At 32.6% G+C, this 21272-nt stretch carries 15 protein-coding genes and 2 pseudogenes; 2 read left to right on the forward strand and 15 right to left on the reverse strand.

The window, feature by feature from the left end; genetic code table 11:
* Positions 1 to 488: pseudogene (locus tag ACFHWD_RS13025) on the forward strand (transposase); the annotation flags it as partial.
* A gap of 173 nt (positions 489 to 661) precedes the next feature.
* On the opposite strand, the gene ACFHWD_RS13030 reads toward ACFHWD_RS13025, so the two are convergent.
* Positions 662 to 2326 carry an HD-GYP domain-containing protein gene (locus tag ACFHWD_RS13030; RefSeq protein ID WP_179977745.1) on the reverse strand — a complete coding sequence of 555 codons (1665 nt, stop codon included), beginning with the start codon at positions 2324 to 2326 and terminating at the stop codon, positions 662 to 664.
* Between the two features lie 51 nt (positions 2327 to 2377).
* Here ACFHWD_RS13030 and ACFHWD_RS13035 point away from each other — a divergent pair.
* Positions 2378 to 2578, forward strand: a pseudogene (locus ACFHWD_RS13035) (transposase); the annotation flags it as partial.
* Positions 2579 to 2915: 337 nt separating this feature from the next.
* Here the strand turns inward: ACFHWD_RS13035 and ACFHWD_RS13040 are convergent.
* The 14 genes from ACFHWD_RS13040 to flgK all read right to left on the reverse strand — a co-directional run bounded on the left by ACFHWD_RS13040 (position 2916) and on the right by flgK (position 21218).
* Complete coding sequence (locus ACFHWD_RS13040; RefSeq protein ID WP_378062223.1) at positions 2916 to 6230, reverse strand: methyltransferase domain-containing protein; 3315 nt, start codon at positions 6228 to 6230, stop codon at positions 2916 to 2918.
* A gap of 23 nt (positions 6231 to 6253) precedes the next feature.
* Positions 6254 to 8362, reverse strand: coding sequence for a glycosyltransferase (locus ACFHWD_RS13045; protein WP_378062225.1), 2109 nt, complete (start codon positions 8360 to 8362; stop codon positions 6254 to 6256).
* Between the two features lie 256 nt (positions 8363 to 8618).
* On the reverse strand, positions 8619 to 9395 hold the full coding sequence (locus ACFHWD_RS13050) for a hypothetical protein (RefSeq protein WP_378062227.1): 777 nt from the start codon (positions 9393 to 9395) through the stop codon (positions 8619 to 8621).
* A gap of 909 nt (positions 9396 to 10304) precedes the next feature.
* Entirely contained in the window at positions 10305 to 11957 is a 1653-nt protein-coding gene (locus ACFHWD_RS13055; protein WP_378062229.1) for a flagellin, read from the reverse strand.
* A 221-nt stretch (positions 11958 to 12178) separates the two neighbouring features.
* The gene (locus ACFHWD_RS13060; RefSeq protein ID WP_378062231.1) at positions 12179 to 12541 is read right to left on the reverse strand and encodes a four helix bundle protein; all 363 of its coding nucleotides are present in this window, start codon (positions 12539 to 12541) and stop codon (positions 12179 to 12181) included.
* A 270-nt stretch (positions 12542 to 12811) separates the two neighbouring features.
* The gene (locus tag ACFHWD_RS13065; protein ID WP_378062233.1) at positions 12812 to 13153 is read right to left on the reverse strand and encodes a hypothetical protein; all 342 of its coding nucleotides are present in this window, start codon (positions 13151 to 13153) and stop codon (positions 12812 to 12814) included.
* Positions 13154 to 13282: 129 nt separating this feature from the next.
* Positions 13283 to 15292, reverse strand: a complete 2010-nt coding sequence (fliD, locus tag ACFHWD_RS13070) for a flagellar filament capping protein FliD (protein WP_378062235.1) — start codon at positions 15290 to 15292, stop codon at positions 13283 to 13285.
* 103 nt (positions 15293 to 15395) lie between these two features.
* Positions 15396 to 15788, reverse strand: coding sequence for a flagellar export chaperone FliS (fliS, locus tag ACFHWD_RS13075; protein WP_378062237.1), 393 nt, complete (start codon positions 15786 to 15788; stop codon positions 15396 to 15398).
* A 135-nt stretch (positions 15789 to 15923) separates the two neighbouring features.
* Entirely contained in the window at positions 15924 to 16226 is a 303-nt protein-coding gene (locus ACFHWD_RS13080) for a hypothetical protein (protein WP_150355766.1), read from the reverse strand.
* 124 nt (positions 16227 to 16350) lie between these two features.
* On the reverse strand, positions 16351 to 16722 hold the full coding sequence (locus ACFHWD_RS13085; protein WP_150355765.1) for a flagellar protein FlaG: 372 nt from the start codon (positions 16720 to 16722) through the stop codon (positions 16351 to 16353).
* A gap of 34 nt (positions 16723 to 16756) precedes the next feature.
* On the reverse strand, positions 16757 to 16972 hold the full coding sequence (gene csrA / locus ACFHWD_RS13090) for a carbon storage regulator CsrA (protein WP_150355764.1): 216 nt from the start codon (positions 16970 to 16972) through the stop codon (positions 16757 to 16759).
* Positions 16973 to 17404: a flagellar assembly protein FliW gene (gene fliW, locus ACFHWD_RS13095; RefSeq protein ID WP_378062241.1), complete on the reverse strand. Its 432-nt coding sequence runs from the start codon at positions 17402 to 17404 to the stop codon at positions 16973 to 16975.
* A gap of 121 nt (positions 17405 to 17525) precedes the next feature.
* A complete protein-coding gene (flgL, locus tag ACFHWD_RS13100) occupies positions 17526 to 19163 on the reverse strand; it encodes a flagellar hook-associated protein FlgL (RefSeq protein WP_378062243.1) in 1638 nt (545 codons plus the stop codon).
* Positions 19164 to 19310: 147 nt separating this feature from the next.
* A complete protein-coding gene (flgK, locus tag ACFHWD_RS13105) occupies positions 19311 to 21218 on the reverse strand; it encodes a flagellar hook-associated protein FlgK (protein ID WP_378062245.1) in 1908 nt (635 codons plus the stop codon).
* Positions 21219 to 21272: the final 54 nt, after the last annotated feature.

Below are 21272 nucleotides of genomic sequence, written 5' to 3' on the forward strand. Positions count from 1 at the left end.
GAGATAATGGTATAATACGAAAACTTGCCGCATATATCATTCTCGGTATCAATGATGAAGGAAAGAAAGAAGTTCTGTCTATCCAGATTGGCGAAAATGAAAGCAGTAAATACTGGCTCAGTGTCCTAAACGAACTCAAGAACAGGGGTGTAAAAGACATACTTATTCTCTGTGCTGACGGGCTTTCTGGTATAAAGGAATCAATATCTACGGCATTTCCAAAAACAGAATACAAGAGGTGCATTGTACATCAGATACGTAATACATTGAAGTATGTGTCATATAAAGACAAAAAAGCCTTTGCCTCAGACTTAAAGACCATATATCAGGCCCCGTCAGAAGAAATAGGTCATAGGAATATGGAAGTAGTAGCTGAAAAATGGCAGGATAAATATCCGGGAACAATGAACAGCTGGTCAAAAAACTGGGATGCCATAAGCCCTATATTCAAGTTTTCAACGGATGTCAGGAAAGTTATCTATACTACTCTATTTTTTCATTATCAAAAGTTTGTACAAGTTCATTGAATACTCTTTTATCATAAAAAAATTTGGTATTATATTTATTTAATAATACTACCGCGTTTTTATATATATCTTTAAAAAGCAAATCGAAACAATCCATCATAACTCACCTTTCTAATTTATTTTAGAATTTTTAATTACCATTTAAAGCCGATATTCAGTTCTGCTTGTTTTTTAAAAATTCTTGAAAATATTTCTTCCCTTACAGTTTCAAGTATATTTACATATTTTAGTTCATAATAATAGTTTGAACCTGATTTAAATAGCTGGATTAATGCACCTGAAACAATTAGTTCGTCATCATTCTCAAAATTAATTTTTATATTGAAAAATTGTTTAGTTAAAGATTCCTTTATATTAATATGACAGTAGAACATTAGAGAATCACCTCCAAGTTTAAATATTGCAATACTACTAATAGGAAATTTACAAAATATAAGTTCTCCCTGTAAATTCCATGATAGATTAAAGTAGTTGTTAAACTCAATTTGATGAATTTCTTTTATATGTAAAGTATTTTCTTTGAAGAAATTAAAAGCAATTTTATATTGATAAATATCGATTGTATTTTTACATATATATAAATGCATACATTGTATATCGGCAATGTTTATATCATTTAAAAAAATAAATTCATTAGATTTAAATATATATTCTGAATCTGTTTTTCTTAGAATTCCGTCTATTGAGTATGATGCTTTTGAGGTTTTTATTGTAAGAGTACTCCATTCGACTTTATTATCTAATTTATATATGCTATTGTTTTTAGACTTTATTATTACTTTTATTGCCGCATCTACAACTGTACTATCGAACTTTTTATCAGCGGAATGGAGAAGCTCTGTAACTAAAGAGTCTAAACTTTTAGAAGTATTGTAACTTCTGGCTGCATACATTGCATCTATGGCATCTGCAACAGAAATTATTTTACTTTCTAAAGGAATTTCATCGCCTTTCAAGTTATCAGGGTATCCAGTCCCATCTATTTTTTCATGATGGTATTTAATATATACCGCTATGTCATAATATATATTTTTTAATAGATTGTAGCCGTATATACTATGCTCTTTTAATATTATATATTCATTTTCCGTGAGGTTATCTGTTTTATTTAAGATATTTTTATTTATACATAATTTTCCCATGTCATGCAGTAATCCTGCGAGATAAATTTTATCTATTGAACTATAGTTTAATTTTAATTGTATAGCTATTTTCTTTGAAATATCAGCTACGTTATATGGGTGAAAAACCATAAGAGGCTCTTTTTCTTTGAGTATTTCAGTCATTATATAAATAAGTTCAAATATAAGCTCGTTTTTTTCATGGGATAGAAAATACATCTCATATGTATTTATAATTGAGTATAAAAGATATTTGAAATTGTCATTATTAATAAAATCGATATTAATGTGGTTATCATTTGTATCTAGTGAACACATGTATATGAATGTTGTTAAATTATTTTTACTTTTTATAGGTATAAGTAATTCCTCTTCTGCATTTTCTAAAATAATGGGAAAATTTGTTGTACAATTGTTTTTTACAAAAATTATCTCCTTATTGTAAAATAATAGTTTTAATTTGCTTTTGCCAAAATTAGTTATATTTATTTTTGACAATTTAGGTAGAGCTTTAAAAGGATTATTTTTAATGTCTAAAATTTTATCCAATGTAACAAAATTTTTATCTATGTTAAAATTAAGTATTGATATTGTATCACAATTAAAACAGTCTCCTATATTTTTTAATAAAGTATTAATATTATTGCTATTAAAGATAGATTTATAAGATTTAATCATTTTGACTACCTCCATATATTTAATGAAACAATTTGTTAATTTTGTTTCATNCAAATGCCATAGAAAGTCTTAATAGTACATATCCGCAGGCTTAACAGCCAGCGAAGTGTATTTTCAAGTGATACAGCACTTCTTAAGGCCTTGTATCTTGCAACTTCTGAGGCCACTAAAAAATGGACATCGGTCCTTAGAAACTGGGGGAAGGTACATGGTGAGCTGTCTATAATGTATGAGGGAAGACTTCCTGAATAAAAATAGAACCATCGAAAAAAGCGCCTGCAAATAGGTTTTTTTGGCATACATGTTTTTACACTGTATATTAAAAAATAAGGCAGTATTTCATTTTACTGATATCCGCCTTTAATAATTATCATAGAAAGCTAATTTACAGAAAAAGCTTCACACTCTCGGCAGGATTTAAATGCAATTTCAATTTCTCCTGTTCTCTTGATCTAGAGCCTTAATCTGTGCCACCAGACTATTAAGTTTATAATTTAATTTTTCCATATAACATTATTCTTCATTTAATCTAATTTTAGGAAACACATTCATATAACCCTCTCACACCCTCATAAACTTATGGATTTATTTATCTTTCGCTATTTTTCTCACACACAGCCATCATATTATATGCGGCTAAGTTCATACCTTTAGTTAATCTATTATTTACTATAGAATAATATTGTACATTAGAAAAATATTTATATAGTAATTTATCAAATTCCAAGAAATTATACTCTTTAATATGAAAAGGATTATTAATGCTTTCCCTAACAGCTTTATTTGGAGTAGATATAATCATTTTACCTTTATTTTTTAAAACTCTAATAGCTTCTGAAAAATATTTCTCTATCAAATTTAACGGTAAATGTTCTAATGTTTCAAATGAAATATACACATCAAAACATTCGTTGGTATAAGGCAGCTTTGTCACATCTCCAATAACCCAATTAATATTGTTAAAGTTATATGTTTTTTGGCCAAACGAAATATTTTCTTCAGCTAGATCCAACGCTTCTACATGCTTGCAGTTCTTTGAAATATATGCTGCACCATATCCAAACCCACAAGCAGCCTCTAAAACAAGGTCTGACTCTTTTATGGAATTAAACGCCAACCTATACCTTTCAATAACATTCATATATCCCATCAACGGCATAAATTGAGTAGCTGGTATTCCTCTTTCCCAATTATAAGCCAATTGATTTTTCTTTATATCATCAATTATTTTTTTATCGTTAATAAATCCTGCTATACCCCTACTATTGTATTTTATATCGCTATAAATTATATTTTTAATCATTTTAATTAATTTGTCCTTATTTCTCGAAAAATTTAAATAATCAGGTAAAACTATTTCCTCTTTTTCATTATCATAAATTATTCCAGTAATTATTAATTGTATTTTATCACAAGCTAAGATAAATTCTATAAGCTCATACTTTTCATTAAGCTTTTCTTTTTTCCCCATAACAATTCTAGAATTATTAAGATCACATTTATCAGCAAACTCTATTTCATAGCTATTAAATAGATTAATTTTCTCATAAACTTCTTTTATATCATAATTGGGAAAAACTAGATTATTAATTTTTTGTTGTAAATGTATCAATTGCCTATCAATATAAAATCTTTTATTTACCTCAATTTTTCGTAAAATCAAATTAATATTATTCTCTATATCACGTTTATTCCATATATCGTCAACATTAATATTTACATCCATTTTATTTTGCTTCTTTTTTACAATTATTAGTTTTTCTGATAACCCATGCTTATATTTCGCTAAACATAATTTATCAATATAATATATATATTCTAATATAATTTTCATATCTTCCTTTACATTACAATACTCTTTACTAAAATATCTGCATATTGAATTAAAAATGTCAATAGATTTTAACGATTCATTTCGCAATTCATTAATGTCAAATGGATTACTAACAAAAAAATATATGGGAATAGTTGAAATTATTTTCATACCATTTTCATTGAATAAATTTTCAATATATTCAATATCTCTAATTCTAACATGTGGTGATACATTTTCTACTTCGCCTTTACTTATAGCATCATAAATAATCATATAACCATTATCGCTTAATATATTACTTATATTTTTTAATGTAAACCTAAACTTATCTTCATCAGTTAAATGCAAAAGTACATCTGCACCAAAAACCAAATCATATTTATTTTTTTCAGGGTAATTTTGGATATCACTTACATCACCTTGTATAAAATTAAAATTCTTATATTTCGATGATAATACATCAATTGATTTTTTTGATATATCAATGGAATAATAATTACTTATTCCATTTGTTGCAAAATATTTTGTAAATAATCCTATACCTGGACCTATTTCAAATACTGATTTTAAATTTTTAAATAATTTTTTAATTATCTTATCTAATGAATAGAATCTAGCTTTATAAAGATATTCATTATATTCTTTACCCAATCCTATATATCCTACACCTTCTATATCAAACTTGCTATTCAATCTATTATTCCAATACTCTTTATAATCAAATTTTTGTTCATCTAATTTATTATCAATTATTTCATTTTTAATTATCTGTTTTACTTTTCTTATTTCTTTATTCAAAGAATAGTTTTTTTCAATAAACTTTCTATACTCTTTTGAATTATAATTTTCAGACATTATCATATCTATAGCTTCATCTAATGAATTAAATATATATCTCTTATTATAATGATCTTTCAATCCTTCACAATTATGAAGTATAGGCTTTATTCCACTTGCCATAGCCTCTGCTGCAGCAAAACATAATCCTTCATCAATACTTGATATAACCATATAATCTATTTTTTTTAACCACTCAATCTTTTGCTTTTCACTCTGCCATCCGTCAAAAACTATGCTTTTATCAAGTTTATATTCCTTTATAAAATACTGAAAATATGCTAATGTTCTCCTATCTTGAAACCGACCCGCTATATACAGCTTATACTTTGGATTAATATCATATAATGTTTTAAATATGTCAAGAGTTAATGGTATATTTTTCTTAAAATTTATATACCCTAAGTACCCCAAATTATAACCTTTCTTTTTCACATTCAAAGGATATTTATTTAAATTAATTCCACAAAATATCGTATGTATTCTTAATTTCCCTTTATATATATTTTTCGTATTTTTTTCAAATATTCTTCTAATATGTGGAGCTACAATAATTAAGTCATCAACATTTCCCCAATTTGTCTTTAAAATCAAATCACAATATACTTCATATCCATGAATTCTGCATATTATTTTCTTCTCTCTAGCCAAAGGCAATTTACTGCCATATATAACAAGTTCATCACACCACTCAAACCAGCATATATTGGCCCATGCCATGCCCTCGTCTATTTGCTTATAATCATTAACAATGACCTTCTTAACTACATACTCATCGGATAATCCATCTATAATATCACCTAGAAAACTGTCCATTCCCTGCTTTACAAAAAATACAAGCTTCAACCTGGAAATGGCATTTGCTTCCGGATGTTTTTTCTTTATCAAATCAATTGTGCTGTTTACCTGTTCCTTCAATTTTTCATCATTACAGCTGCTATTTGCTTTCTCATAATATTCAATTGCCAAATTAAATTTCTCAGCCTGCTCATACACATATCCCAAATTATAATTTAGGTCAAAACTCTTTTCATTTACGTTAAGCCCCTCTTTAAGCACTTTCTCCGCTTCCTGAAGCTTTCCTTCCATTATAAGAATAACAGAATCCATAGAATAGGCTTCTGCATCATCCCTGGCTATACTTTTGTATTGTTCTATAAGTTGCCTGGCCTCATTCAAACTGCCATTGTCAATGAGCTGCTGTATATTTCCCTTTAATTGTTTCTTTACTGAATCAATATCATTCTGCATACAATCCATCCACCTTTAAAAATTTACATTTTATAGTTTGTATTTACCTTATTAAGCCTTCTTAACGATATTTTGGATTTGAACAGCACTATTTCCAGATCATCTTTAACTATCTGCTCATATTCATCGATAATTCGATCTGCCTCATTTAGTTTATCATTATCTATCAATGCCTTTATAGTGTTTTTAACCTTTAACTTATAACTTTCAAGCTCGTCATTTTTCTTGTTGAATTTTTTTTCAAAATCTCCTAAAAGCATTTCTATTCCCTTTTTCATAAACGGATATGCTGCCAGTGCTTTCCTTAGATATATTATATATTCTTTTTCATCATAATCTTTAACTTCATCTGCCTTATTCATAAATATAAAAAAGACATCTTCATCGCTCTTTACATCATAGATCATTTCATTCCCCAAAAGCTGGTTGCTGTAAATCATAGATACATAGTTGATTCCACAGCCTATATAATCCTGAAATAGAACCCTATATTGTTTCTGGTCAAGTTTATCCAGAACAAGAATAAATCTTTCTAATAATCTATTTATCCTGATAACCTTGAAATCACTGCCTGTATTTTTAATAACATAATCATATACGGTGTCTGAAAAATCATCATATTTATTTGCCACATATACAATAAATTCTTCTACTTTATTCATAGAAACTTTCGACAATATACCATATATGTTTCCTGACGACTTCATCATAAAATAAACAAAGTCTCCAAAATAATTTGGCTGATCGGAAAGTGAAAAGTCATTTGCAAATTGAGTTATCATGCTACCATAATTATGTTGCCCATTCTCGTACATCTTTCTTATTTTATTTAAAAAACAATATGTATCATTGTACTGAGAAAAATATTTCAAGTAGGTCAAATAATCTCTTCTATCCAGATTTATCAGATTATTTTCAATCACATTTAAGAAATCCAGAGTAAAATTCTTATCTGAGATATCAAGTACTTTTTTATATAGTTCCCTTAATCCCACAAAATCAGTTTCCTTAAAAAATGATTGTACAGAAAATTGACTTATTCTTTTCAGATATTTTTCTGAATTGATTTTGTTTGCATATTTTATGCAATTGGAATAATCGCATAACTTGAAATAAGCAGCTGCAATATCGTAATAACCTTCGTCCTTCCTATTTATTGAATATATTTCGACAAGTCCATTGTATCTTATTCTCAGATTATCATAATCATCCACAAGTTCAAAATACTTTAAATACTCTTCTATAGCTTTTTCATACTTATTCATAAGCATATATACTTTTGCAAGGCAAAAATACAAATCTATATGTTGATCTTCAATTTTAATACCTTCAATACAATACTTTTCCGCTTTCTTATAATTCTTCACTTCACCTGATTCCAGATTGCATACTACAAGTTGATAATACAAATATATATAATCTGCCTTTTTCAGCTGTTTTCTTGAGAATATTTCATAAGCCCTTTCTATTTGTTCCAGAGCTTTTTTGAAATCCTTGTGCATTGAATATGATACAGAAAGCTGATATGCATAATAAATATTTTCAGGATTCTTTTCCAATTCTCTTTTCAATATACAGCTGGTTCTCTCAAATTTTCTATTCATAAGTTCTTTGTCCGTAGATATGTATCCTGTATGAACCAATACAGTACCCAAGGTTAAAACAGGACTTCTAAACACCGGTTCATTATGTACCTTTCCTTCATAATGAAAGTATCCATCATTTCTAAAAATTCTAGGGGATGTAGATAGGACATAATCCTGCTTTTCTTCATCTGTTATGCTTTTTACAGATAAATTACAGCAGTTGTATTTATCTGTATACTTTGAATTCAAGAATACCAAAATTTCACTGCAGTCTTCTACAGATTCATCGGCATCGATTATAAATATCCATTCACCTTTGGCATAACTGATAGTCACATTTCTCATACCAGAAAAGTCATTGTCCCATCTATGGAAATAAATCTTGTCTGTATATTTTTGAGCTACCTTTACGGTATCATCACTGGAACCTGTATCTACGATTATAAGCTCGGAATCCAAACCCGTTAAAATAGGTTTTAAACTCTCCAGACACCTGGGTAAATTTTTTTCTTCATCTTTAACCATCATACATATACTGAGTTTCATGCTATCCATCCTCCCAAAATTGATATAAATTTCATATCAATTTTCAATACATCATGTTTAGTTATCGTATAATAATATGATTTCTTTAAGTATTGAACATATTTTACCTTCTATTTTACTTTCTTTTCTTCGTTGGCTTCCTGTATAGTAATCCTTTAGCTTTTCTGATATTTACGAGATTATAACTGAATAATCAGTTCTCCTTTTTTACTGCTCTTATGTCAGTATAATATAATACTTTTACTTTTTAAATAATTTATTTATCTAAACTCTCCAATATTCCTTCTTTGACAGCTGCTAAATTATTAAAATTAAGCCCACCAATTATCATTAAAGATTTATCAAGTGCTCTTCTTAAAATAAATCTATCAATATCATCTATTGCTAAAATATCACAGTTTTTAAGAAAATTATTATACCTATTATCAAATTTCTTTCGGTTTATTCTCAATTCCTTAATATAATCTTTTGATTTTATTAAAGGGAAAAAATTATATTCTTTTAAAAGTTCATTAAAAATCATATCTACAACTTTCATATAATTAATATAGTTTTTTTCAATATTAAAATATAGTTTCTTTTCATTTATGTATCTATTAAGAGTATTTCTTGCTCTACTATCATATGGAAAATATATTGAAGGTCTAAATATAAAAGCAATTTTGGAAAAACATGATATTTGAACTCCTCTAGTATAGCCATTACTTTTTGCAATTTTTGCATAATTTTCAATATTACCTGGTGTATATGCTTTATTAAGTTCTTTTAAATATTCCTCTAGAATGAACTCAATAAAATTGTATCTTTTTATAACAGGTAACCCTCTTTGTATCCTAAAAATACCAATGAAATGTTTAAAATGAGGTTCATATTCTATGACGATTTCTTTTCTTCTAATTGTATTGCATTTACAATACTGATTATAGTATTGAGCTATCTCTTTAGAAAAGCTTCCCTCTTTGTCTCCAAAACTTGCTATTGCTTCGATAATGGCAAGTTTATAAATTGAAAAAATTTTTTGTGTTACCAACACATTCCATCACTCCTATTAGATATATGAGTAGTTTTGAGCATAACTCTAAGGCTTTTGTTTTCTTAGCCCTAAGCTGTGTATTGTCTGTTGCAATTGTGGCTATAAAATGTAGTAATTTTAAAAGAGAGAACCAATCGCATAGATTAGTCCTCTCTTAATTCATAAAACAATTACTTATTAAAACTTTTTATTCTTACTTCAAGTTCTTCTTTTAAAGGAACCTCCGCCTTCTACCATCGGTGGAGTAAGCGATTCACACAGATTTAATATTGTTAAATCCGGTTCTCTACTTATCTCAATAACTGAAGAACCTGTTGAGGCTGTTGATTTGCTTGCGTTTCACCAATGACCTTTCAATCACTGCCAGACTATATCTTCACCCATCTTTTCAGTTAAAAGTTATAACTTAAAAATCAATAGTTTAATTACACCTGAAATTCAGTTTACTAAATTTCTTCCTTCACTCTTAACTATCCACTTTCAACTCTCAACTAATTTATGGGGTCGGGCACTTCAGGAAGCCTCTTCCCTACAGACCTCATAGGCATACACTTTATTCAAGTTAAAAGTATATAATGAATAATTTTGATGGATTTTCGGCTGCCGTCGAAAACCTCCCTTTACTCTTAACTTTTCACTTTCAACTCTCAACTATAAAAATGCTTAGCCCGTCCGTCCTAGTCGTTGAACCTTCTCCAGCCTTTCGGCCCAGGAGCTTGGCTGCTGATTATCCAATCTGTTTGCTTTTCAGCCTGTCACACCTGTCCTTTCGGACTTTGCTTTAGGGAAACAGCTTAAGGAAGTTCCAGCAATTCACCCAATATACTTGAAGATCACTCTCCAAGAGACCCTATAAATACTTAACCAAAATTCAAATTTCCAATTTTTGTATTGGGGTCAGACCCCGCTTTATCTAAGCAATTGAAGAACCTGCTGTGGTTGAGTATTTGCCTGAGCCAGCATTGCCTGAGCAGCCTGGGAAAGAATATTGTTCTTGGAGTACTCGGACATCTCTGCTGCCATATCTACATCTCTGATTCTGGATTCAGCAGAAGTCAAGTTTTCTGAAGAAACTCCCAGATTATTTATAGTATGTTCCAGTCTGTTTTGTACCGCACCAAGCTGACCTCTTGTAGCAGATACCGTAGCTGTAGCTTTATCAATAACGTCGATGGCATTTGAAGCATCTTCTTTTGTCAGTACGTTCAAGGCTGCTTCCTGCTTAACATCAGTAGTTCCATTAGTTACTGTATTTGTACTTGTAAATCCAGATTGTCCTGCATTTCCAGTGATTCCAATAGCTGCTGATCTCATATCAGCTATATTAAGTGTCATGGATTGTCCTTTATTAGCACCTATCTGGAATGTAGTGGTAAATCCAGTTCCTTCAGCTCCAGCTCCTACAACTTGTTCTACATTCTTAACAGTATCTAAACCAGTACCTAATGCAGTTATTGGAGTCCCTGTACCATTTGCAACACTTATGTCAACACCATCTTTTGATATAAACTGAACTTTGTTATCACTTGAAAGTGAAGCTTCTACCTTGTCTGAAAGTCCTGCCTTCTGAAGTGATGCATTCAAGTCTTTTATAACATCATCCATTGCAGCTTTTGCTACATTTGCATCAGTATTACTTGTATCATAAACCTTATCTTCTGTTCCGTCGTTCAGGCTTACTTCAACTGCACTGTCAGATCCAACAGTAACCTTTATTGTAGAGCCCTTTGCTATAGTTGTATTAGCATCTGTTAAAGCATTAGTCGCTTCCAGTCCAGCTCTCTCGATTGTAGTTGGATCTCCACTTGCAATAGTATCAGCAGCAGTTAAACCTCCAGCCGCATCGACATTAATATCAATTTTGCTTGATGTTCCACTAGACTTATCTGTAAATTTGATAGCAGCTCCATCATCCGTAATATCAACTAAATCAGATAATTTAGTACCACCTGATGTAACATTATTTAATGCATTTATTGCAGCTATTGTATTAGCACCACTCGCAAGCGATACACTACTTAAATCAAACGTTACATTATCTACCTGTATTTTCCCGCTAAATGCTACTGCAGCACCTGTCGTAAACCCAACAGTTATTGCTGCACTTGTTGCCTGAGTTATCTTCTGTCCATCAGTGTTTCCAATGCCGCCATTTAAAAGCTTCTGGGTATTGAATTCTGTTGTATTTCCTATTCTGTTGATTTCAGAAGTCAATTGGTTTATTTCATCCTGGATTGATGATCTGTCGGCATCAGTATTTGTACCATTGGCTGCCTGGTTTGCAAGTGTCCTCATTCTCTGAAGTATGCTGTGAGTTTCATTTAATGCACCCTCAGCTGTCTGAACCATGGAGATACCATCCTGAGCATTGGAAGATGCCTGATTTAATCCATTTATCTGTCCTCTCATTTTTTCGGAGATTGCAAGACCTGCTGCATCGTCTCCTGCCCTGTTTATTCTAAGTCCTGAAGAAAGTTTTTCCATTGCCTTTGAAGCATTATTTGAATTGATGTTCATGTTTCTCAAGGCATTGTTTGCCATAAGATTGTGATTGATTATCATTTTTATTCCTCCTTGATTTTTGTACTGGACATCCTTGTCCACTTTATTTATAGTTACTTCTTTTAAGTTACAACTGATTTGACAGTTATAAGCTTAACTGAAGAGTACTAACAGATTTATTTAGTTAAGAGTGGAGAATTAATAGTGGAGAATTATGGTTGGAATTTTTTAATTTCATTAAAAAATTCCTTCATTTACTTTTCATTTTTAACTCTTGATTATTAACTTATATTAAGCTGCTTCTTTGTAGTTTTCACAATTGCAACTAACATCTTATTCAGTTCAGTACAATTCTCTATTAAAAATTCATACTTTGAAATATCAATATAATTAGTTGCAGTTAATAATTCTAACCAATATAGGGTCTCAGAACATTCTTTTAAAGAAATATTCATTTTCCATAAAAAATCTCTTTTGCTCTGTGAAAATAAACTCTCTCTAATATTCGCTCCAATACTGGTTCCTGATCTTAAAAGCTGTTTTGAAAGAACATACTCCCTTTTTTCCTGTGACAGATACTTATATAATTCAACTATGCTTACAGAAAACTTAAAAGCTTTGTTGTAAACCAGACTTTCCTTCAACTCTTCAACCTCCTAAATAATAATTGTATTTAGAATTATTGGCACACCAGCTATTATTTAATCAGTTGAATTCATTTTAGTGATTCTTTTAGTTAAGAGTGTGGAGTCAATAGTATATAGTTAAGGTTGAAATTTTTTAACTCTGTTAAAAAATTTCTTCATTCAATTTCAATTCTTAACTCTCAACTTTCAACTATTCTCATAAACTTTTAACTTTTTCTATCGTTCTAGTTCAATTATCGGCTTCCCCTTACAGGCCTTTATAGTCTTTTAAATTTTTTTACTGAATATTTTTGCCCCGCTTCCAACATTGCCATAGGCACTGCTGGCAGTTTTGTTTCTGGATATGTTATTGAGTTTTCCTTTTATAAATAAAGCTTTTTCTTTCATGAGCCTGCCTGCTTCATTTTCAATTTCACTTATATTTAGCTCCTTATAAACTTTTTTGGACTCAACTTTTATGTGATTATCAGAAATGAGTTCATTTAAAATACACTGCCTTATTTTTATTTTATCCTGAAGATAATCAAAATCATCTTTTTTAAGGGCATTCACAATATCTTCCGTGCATTTCTTATAATCATTCAATATCTCTTCGACAGTTCTTTTCATGTCAGCATCCCTTTCCTTTAGTTAAGAGTATAAAGTTGATAGTATATAGTTATGGTTGAAATTTTTTGATTTCATTAAAAAATTTTTTCATTTACTATACACTATATACTCTTAACTATTAACTAAGCTTTAGCTCAAGTACATTGAAAGTGTAGACTGCTGTGCATTGAGCTGCTCCATGGCAGTTTCAAGCTGTGTGAACTGATTATAGTATTTTGTCTGGTCATCATTCATTCTATCCGTCAGTGTATTTATGAGAAGCTGCTGCTGATATATCTGATCTGGGAGAGTGCCTGTTCCACCGCCTCCCATTACAGTATAATCGTCCTGTAGATTGGCATACTTTGTAAGTGTACCGCTGTTCAGCGTAGTTCCTATTACTCCCACATTCTTGTCTATTATGTCACTTATTCTCTGGAATATTCCTGACTGATTGAATTTGTCAGTAGCATCTGTACTATTGGAAGTAGTGGTAAAGAGCTTCATTATTTCATCTGCATGATTTGTAAGTGCATCTGTGAACTGCTGATCATCTGTAACGGTGAGCTTTCCTCCCTGGGTATAATCATCAGAAGTGTCAATTCCCAATGCATTGTCACCTATGCTTCCAAAATAAATTGTGGATACACTGTTTCCACTGCTGTCCTTAACAGGAGTATTAAAGGCACTTGTAAGATCATTCAAAAGCTGTTCCAAATTGTCATCATTCCTGAGTATGCCTTCCTTGGCCTTGTTCTCCCAGTTGGTTATATCTGTATCACTCATTTCCTCTTTCTGCGCATCTGTAAGAGGCGAATAGTCATAATCTTTTTTCTCACTGAGCTTGTCCTGTATTTCTCCAATTAGATTATTGTACTTGTCGATAAAGTTTGTAATGAGATCATGTGCTTTTGATGTATCCTGAGTTACCGATATATTTACAGGACTATCTGCTGCAATTGTCCCTGTTATACTGTAGGTAACACCATTTACAGTAAAGTTATTGGAAGATTGGGTTAAAGTCGTACCGGAGCTTGAACCTGGTTCTGTAATTGTAACAACAGCATCACTTCCATTTTTCATTGATGTATCCAGCCCAAGAACACTCAATAACTCAGCCGTAGTTGTTCCCTGTGATGGATTGTCTTCCGTAGGATTTGACATATCCGTTTCGATCTGCAGACTTGACGTACTTCCCGTAGACGCAGTCTGCAAGGTAAACTTGCCTGTCATATCATCAAAACTGCCTGTTACAGCTCCTCCCGTGGCATTTTTAACAGCTGTAATCAGATCATTCACTGTAGCAGATCCGTTTTTGCCTGTAGAACTATTATCTAAAGAAACAGATACTTCCTTTCCATTATACTTTAAATTCATTACAATTTTTCCATCAAGTCCTGATCCAAGTGAAGTGAGTTTTGTATCTGCGGAAGTTGATACTATACCCTTGCCAACCAAATTATTTAAATCACTTATACCGCCGTCATCTGTTATTTTAATCTCAGTATCAGATAAAGGTGTAAATTTTATATATTCACTGCCATTTTGATCTTTTACATATGAAGTGGACAACTTTCCGTTCAAATCTGAATTTTGACTTATCTGGTTGTTAATATATGAAGTTAATTCAGCCCCTGTCGTTCCTGTAAACCCTGACAAATCCAAAATAGCAGTTCCGTCATTAAAAGTTATTGTTTTTCCGCTCCAACCCTCTACAGTGTTCAGCTTAACTTGACTGCCTATAGAATTGAGACTGCTTATACCTGCATTTTCTGCAATCTGACTCACTGATATCTTATAATTTCCAGCTGTCGCATTGGTCCCTGCCTTTGCACTTACTGTAGTAGCATCAGAACTCGCTGCCACCATATTGTTGTATGCATTTGAAGACAGTAGATAACTTGTGCTTTTTGTTAAATCAAAGTAGGTGCTTTGTAAATCTTTTACATCCTTTATTATGCTCTGATAGGCTTCCTGTCTCCACTGTATGAGCTGCTGCTGCTGCTTTGCCTGATCTACTTTTGTCTGATCTGCCGTCAGCATCTTCTTTACCATTGCATCTATGTCAAGACCTGTATTCAGTCCTGTAATCCTGAGCATGTTTCCGCCGCCTGCACCTGTTGCACCCACAGGCATGCTGCTGCTTGTACTGTCTGCCATTTTCATACCTCCTTTATTGAGTTAAGAGTTGAGAATTGATAGTGTAAAGTTATTGAGGATTTTCGGCCGCTGACGAAAATCTTCCATCACTATATACTCTTAACTATTCACTCTTCACTTTCTTTGAAACCTTGTAAGCTTGCTCCCATGTGTCCTTTACATTTTCTATAATTGGAATTACCTCATCCATTATTGCTGCATCTTTTTTTATATTGGCATCCGTAAGTTTTCTAACTATGAAGTCATATACGGCCATGAGGGACTGTCCCCAGTTTCCTGCCTTTTTCACATCAAGCGTTGACATCAGTTCATAAAATACATTTTCAGCTTTAACTATATTCTCGTGTGCTTTCTTAACATCTTTATCCATTATTGCCTGCTTGCCTATTTTCGCAAATTTAGCTCCTCCATCCACCAGCATCAGAAGCAGCTGATCCTTGGAAGCAAAATTTACACTGTTGGTTTTATAGGTATTATAAGCATTAGCAGTATACATGCTAATTCCCTCCTTCTTTAATTAATAGTGCAGAGTGAAAAGTATATAGTATAAATGGAAATTTTTTAACTCCGTTAAAAAATTTCTTCATTGACTATTCACTCTTAACTCTTAACTATTAACTCTTAAAACTATTCACTTCTTTACATCTATAATACTTCCCCTGTTGTCCACTTTTGAAGTTGAATTTTTTTCCTCTCTAAAGGCATCGACTTTTACTTCTTCCACCCTGGTAGCCTTTACTACTATTTTCTTTTTGTTTTTTCCCTGCTTATATTTTCCAAGTTCTGTTTCAAAATTTCCCTGCTCTTTTTTCCCTTTATTCTTGTTATTATTGTCTATAAATATCTTTCTTTTATTATGGACTTTATCGGCACTGGTAGTTTCCTTTACTCTACGCCTCACTTCAGGGTCTATCTTATTTAACTTGAATTCCATAACAACACCCCCTTTTTCAATTCACAATTGTCAGTTCACAATTCACAATTCAGGTTGGAATTTTTAATGAAATTAAAAATTCCTTCGTCAATTGTACACTGTGCATTGTAAATTGTGTATTGAATTAAGCTTTTTCGTCCATAAAAAATCCTGACATTTCACAAAACTTCTCAACCATATCCAGTATTTTTTTAGGTGGTACTTCCTTTATAACTTCGTTGGTGTCATCATCAAGCACTTGTACTACAATATCCTTGAATCTACCGTAGATTTCAAATTTTAGATGAGTCTGATTTTCATTCATTATTTTATTTGCTTCATCTGCTGCATCCTTCGCATTTTTTACAGTTATATTTTCCTGATTGACCTTTTGTACTGTCCTATTCTGCAGAAGTTCTGAAACTTCATTATTGTAAACTCCGGCAGTTGTTCCAGATGTACCTGTGCTTAATTTTAAAGGCAGCTGTCCTCCTTGACCCATACCTGTAACTTCCATGCTAAACACCTCTTTATTTATTTTGCACCTGAATTTATTTTTTTAATTTTTTAAGCAGATTCATATCTGAAGCTGCTGCATCCCTATTTTCCTTTTTTACCTCATCATACAGTTCTTTTCTAAGTATAGTTACATTTTTAGGTGCGGATATAGAAAGCTTCACTGTACCTTCCTCTATTTTTGAAACAGTTACTTCTATATTATCACCAATTAAAAAGGATTCTCCCTTTTTTCTGCTTATAACCAGCAATCATGCTCCCTCCTCAAAAAGTGGGTATTTTATGGGATAATCTGAATTATCCAGTATTATTTGTTCCCCAATTTTTTTATTTATATTTATAACCAGCGGAGCTTTCAGATTTACGGTTATATTTTCTACTTTCGAACCGAGAGTCACTGTATTCAAAACCAGTATATCCTCATGACTGCTTATGCCCAATTCTTTCTTTTTATCCTCGCCTAATTTGAATTCATAATCTCTTAATATATTAAACGGTGAAACGAGAATAAGTCCTATGGCTAAATCCTCTATGGACTGGAGTACATAAAACATTTCATTTTCTTCTGCAGGAAATATGATGTATTTTTTTAAATGCTCCAACCCGGGAATACCCTTTTTAAAGGTTATTATATCTTTTTCATCATAATGTCTTACACCGTGATACTTTGTCTTTAATTCCATATTATCATCCTTTATTTAGTCAAAAGTGTATAGTGTAATCTAAAGTATATAGTAAATGTGGAAATTTTTTAATTTTATTAGAAAATTTCTTCATTCACCTTTAACTATTAACTATCATCTTTTAACTGATATAATCCATAAGCGTAGGCTGTATTATCCTTCCTCCAGTCTGAAGGCATGCCTGATAGATTGTTATCATAGTGGCATATTCTATGGTTTTTTGCGTTATATCTATATCCTCTGTTTTCGAGAGTATATCAGTCATGTCCACTTTAGAAGAAGAGTTTTGATCCGATAATCCATCCATTCTCTTTTCCTTGGCACCTATCTGAGAATCCACCTTGAGCACCTGCTTCGATGCAGCATCTATATCTATAAGATCTTCATTGATCAGTCTTTCCTTAGCTTTTTCTTCATCGTTCACATAAATTATATTTCCATCTAAATCCTTCTGAATATTCCCATCATCATCCGTCTGCTCAACCTGACCTGCCAGATGGTGTTCTATCCTGTCCATCAAAAGTCTTATATCATCATTATCCCCGGAACCATATTTCATCACATCCACTGCTGTGACATTGTAATCCAGCACAACTCCCTGAGAAACCTCTATATTTTTGGAAGCTCCTATGTTTTCCAGATCCATACTGGAAAGCTGCTTATCAACTGCCCCTGCCAAATCATCTACAACAGTAGTACCACTTATTTTAATATTATCACTGCCTACAGCCAAAAATTTTATATTTCCATCATTGGTTTTTACAACATTTATTTTATCCTTCAATCCAGTAATATTTTGTATTTGGGTATTCAGATCCTTTACCACATCATCTATATTTGAATCAGCAGGGTCTATAGCTATTTTATAAGTATTACTATTAAAATCAAAGCTTATAGTTTTACCAACAATATTAGTTTTTATACTATCATCAATATTCTTTGCTTTGAATGTTACAGTACCATCACCATTATCATCAATCTCAATTTTATCTTTAAGACCAGTAGTATCAGCATCTAAGGTATTAATTACATCAGCTGCTGCCGTAGCACCGCTCAAATCTAAACTACTCAAATCTAAATTATATGTTGTCCCATCAACAGTAAACTTTACATTACTAGGCAAATCAGAAACAGACTTTGTAATACCAGTACTATCAACAGTTGAATCAATACTGGAAATCCAATTATTTATATCAAATCCATCTGAAACTACATCAGGAAGATAATTCACCGTATTTCCGTCTTTATCTGAATAATCTATTTTGACACAATCTTTATATACATCTGTTGCGCTGCGGGTTATATCATAAGTTGAAGTACTTACGGGTTTTGAAAGGCCTGCAGTGCCCCCGAATACATACTCTCCCTTGAAGTTTGTATTTAAAAGCTGTGCAATCTGCGATACCTCCTGATTTACTTCATCGTTGATCTTGTCCCTTTCATCCTGGGTATAGCCTCCATCTCCGCCGCCCTTTTCCAGGTTGTTTCTTATCTTTGTAAGCACAGTATTGATCTGGGTAAGAGCTGTATCCGTAGTTTGCATCCATCCCTGGGCAGCTTTTATATTTACGGCGTATTGAGCATTGTAATCTATCGAAGTTTGAAGCTGCATTGCCCTCTGCACATTTATTGGATCATCGGAAGGCTTTGAAAAATTCTTCATGGAAGACATCTGAGTCTGAATTTTACTTAAATTTGTAAGATTTCTCTGCATATCCGTCAGAAAATTATTTGACAATAATTTATTTGTTACTCTCAAAAATAACACCACCTTTTATTAAGTGTAAAGTACATAGTGCAAAGTATATAGTGTATAGTTAATAGTGGTGGTGGAAATTTTTTAATTTTATTAAAAAATTTCTTCATCAACTATCCACTCTCAACTATCCACTCTCAACTATTGAATTTATTTTTTAAGTCCATTCACCACTACATCCAGAAGTTCATCAATCGTCGATATCATCTTTGCATTTGCCTGGTAGCAGTGCTGGAATTGTATGAGATTTGTCATCTCCTCATCTATGGAAACTCCCGACACTGATTCCCTTGACTGGGTATAGTTGGCGAGCTGGGTAGCTTCATTACTTACCTGATTTTTTGCTTCCTGCTCATGCATTCCAACCTTGTTCACCAGATCATTAAAATAGTTGTTAAGAGTGGAACCTCCTGTCACACTTCCTACAGAATACACATTGTTCAACTTGTCATTTGTGGAAAATATGTCTTCAACCAATTCATCTCTAGTTGAAGTGGATGTCACGCTCTGTATATTCATAAGGCTGTTCGCCAGCTGGGCTATAGCTGCAGCCCTGTTTCCATCGGTGCTGTCATTGAGGGAATTTCCCTTTGAATCATATTTGGTGGCAGTTTTTATTTTTGAAGGATCATTCAAGATGGCCACATTTACCGTTATGTTCCCTGCATTTATGTTGTTTTCGTCTTTTTCAGTATAGGAACCTGAAGCTTCAGGATCTGCATTTACAAAAAAATTGTTTACGCCGCCTTCCTGAGAACCAGTATTGTCTCCGTCTTCAACCCAGTTGCTGCTCTGACTTATTATGGCATTTACTGAAAGGGCTAGTGCTTTTGCAAATTTATTCAGCGTATCCTGATAATCATCCACATTCTGCTGTACGGCCATATAGCCCTTTAGCTCGCCCGTAGGCGGTGTGAAAATTGCCAATTGATTGAAATCCACAGATGTATCTTTTACTAAATCTCCTATACCAGTAGTACTATTAGTAATTTTACCACTGCTATCAACACTATAAGCCATTCCATCTTTATCTGCCCACAACACTCTGCTTTCATCCAGTTGCTTTGCCTCATCTTCTGTCATATTTACTGTAATGTTAACTTTATTACTATCCGTAAGAGTATCACCTTTTTTATAGTAATCAACTGAATATTCATATATAATATTTCCATCAGTATCTTTTATAACACTACTAGGATCGCTAGGGTCGCTGAGCTTCGCACCTTTGCTGGTTATGCTGGTTATATAAGAAAAACTGACTACATCATAACTGTCTGGATTATCTGACTGGACTATATTGAGCGGATTACCGTCAGTTCCAATAGGTGCTGTACCATCGACTCCATCGCTTGAGGTGGTGACGTCAATGCCGTCCAGAGATCTCTGGTTGATGGTTATGCCAAATTCACTGCTCAATTGATCCAGGAGAAGATCCCTGCTGTCCATGAGATCATTGGGGTTCTGTCCGGATATCTTGACATCTTTAATCTGCTGGTTCAATTTGGATATCTGGGACAGCATGCCGTTTATGTCCACCACCAGGTTTTTTATCTCGGTATTTGTATTGTCCTTGATACTTGTAAGCTGTGAATAAGTGCTGTTTATGCTGTTAGTCAGCTGATAAGCCTGCTGGGCAACGGTGCTTGTATTTTCTGTGGAGCCTGACAGGTCCTGCCATGAACTAAAAAACTGCTGTATAAGCGAGGAAATTCCAGTATCCGTAGGTTCGTTCAGGGCATTTTCCACCTGAGTCAGATATTTATCCTTAGCTGTATACTGGCCGCTTACACCCATCTGCACCCTTACCTGGTAGTCCAGAAAAATGTCCCTTATTCTATCTATAGAGGCCACCGTCACTCCTGTTCCCAGCTGTCCTGCGCTAGCTGGACTGTTCATGCTGGGCATGGTATAGGGCGGGGTGGTTACAAGATCCGCCCTCTGCCTGGAGTACCCGTCTGTATTTGCATTTGCTATATTGTGAGATGTCACATTTATTGCCGTCTGCTGCGAAAAAAGCCCGCTCTTTGCTGTATTGAATATTGAAAACAATCCCGGCATTTAATCAACTCCTTTTTTCCAATTTACAATTTTCAATTGACAGTTGACAATTTT

Source organism: Clostridium sp. MT-14, assembly GCF_042436595.1.
Classification (GTDB): domain Bacteria; phylum Bacillota; class Clostridia; order Clostridiales; family Clostridiaceae; genus Clostridium_B; species Clostridium_B aromativorans.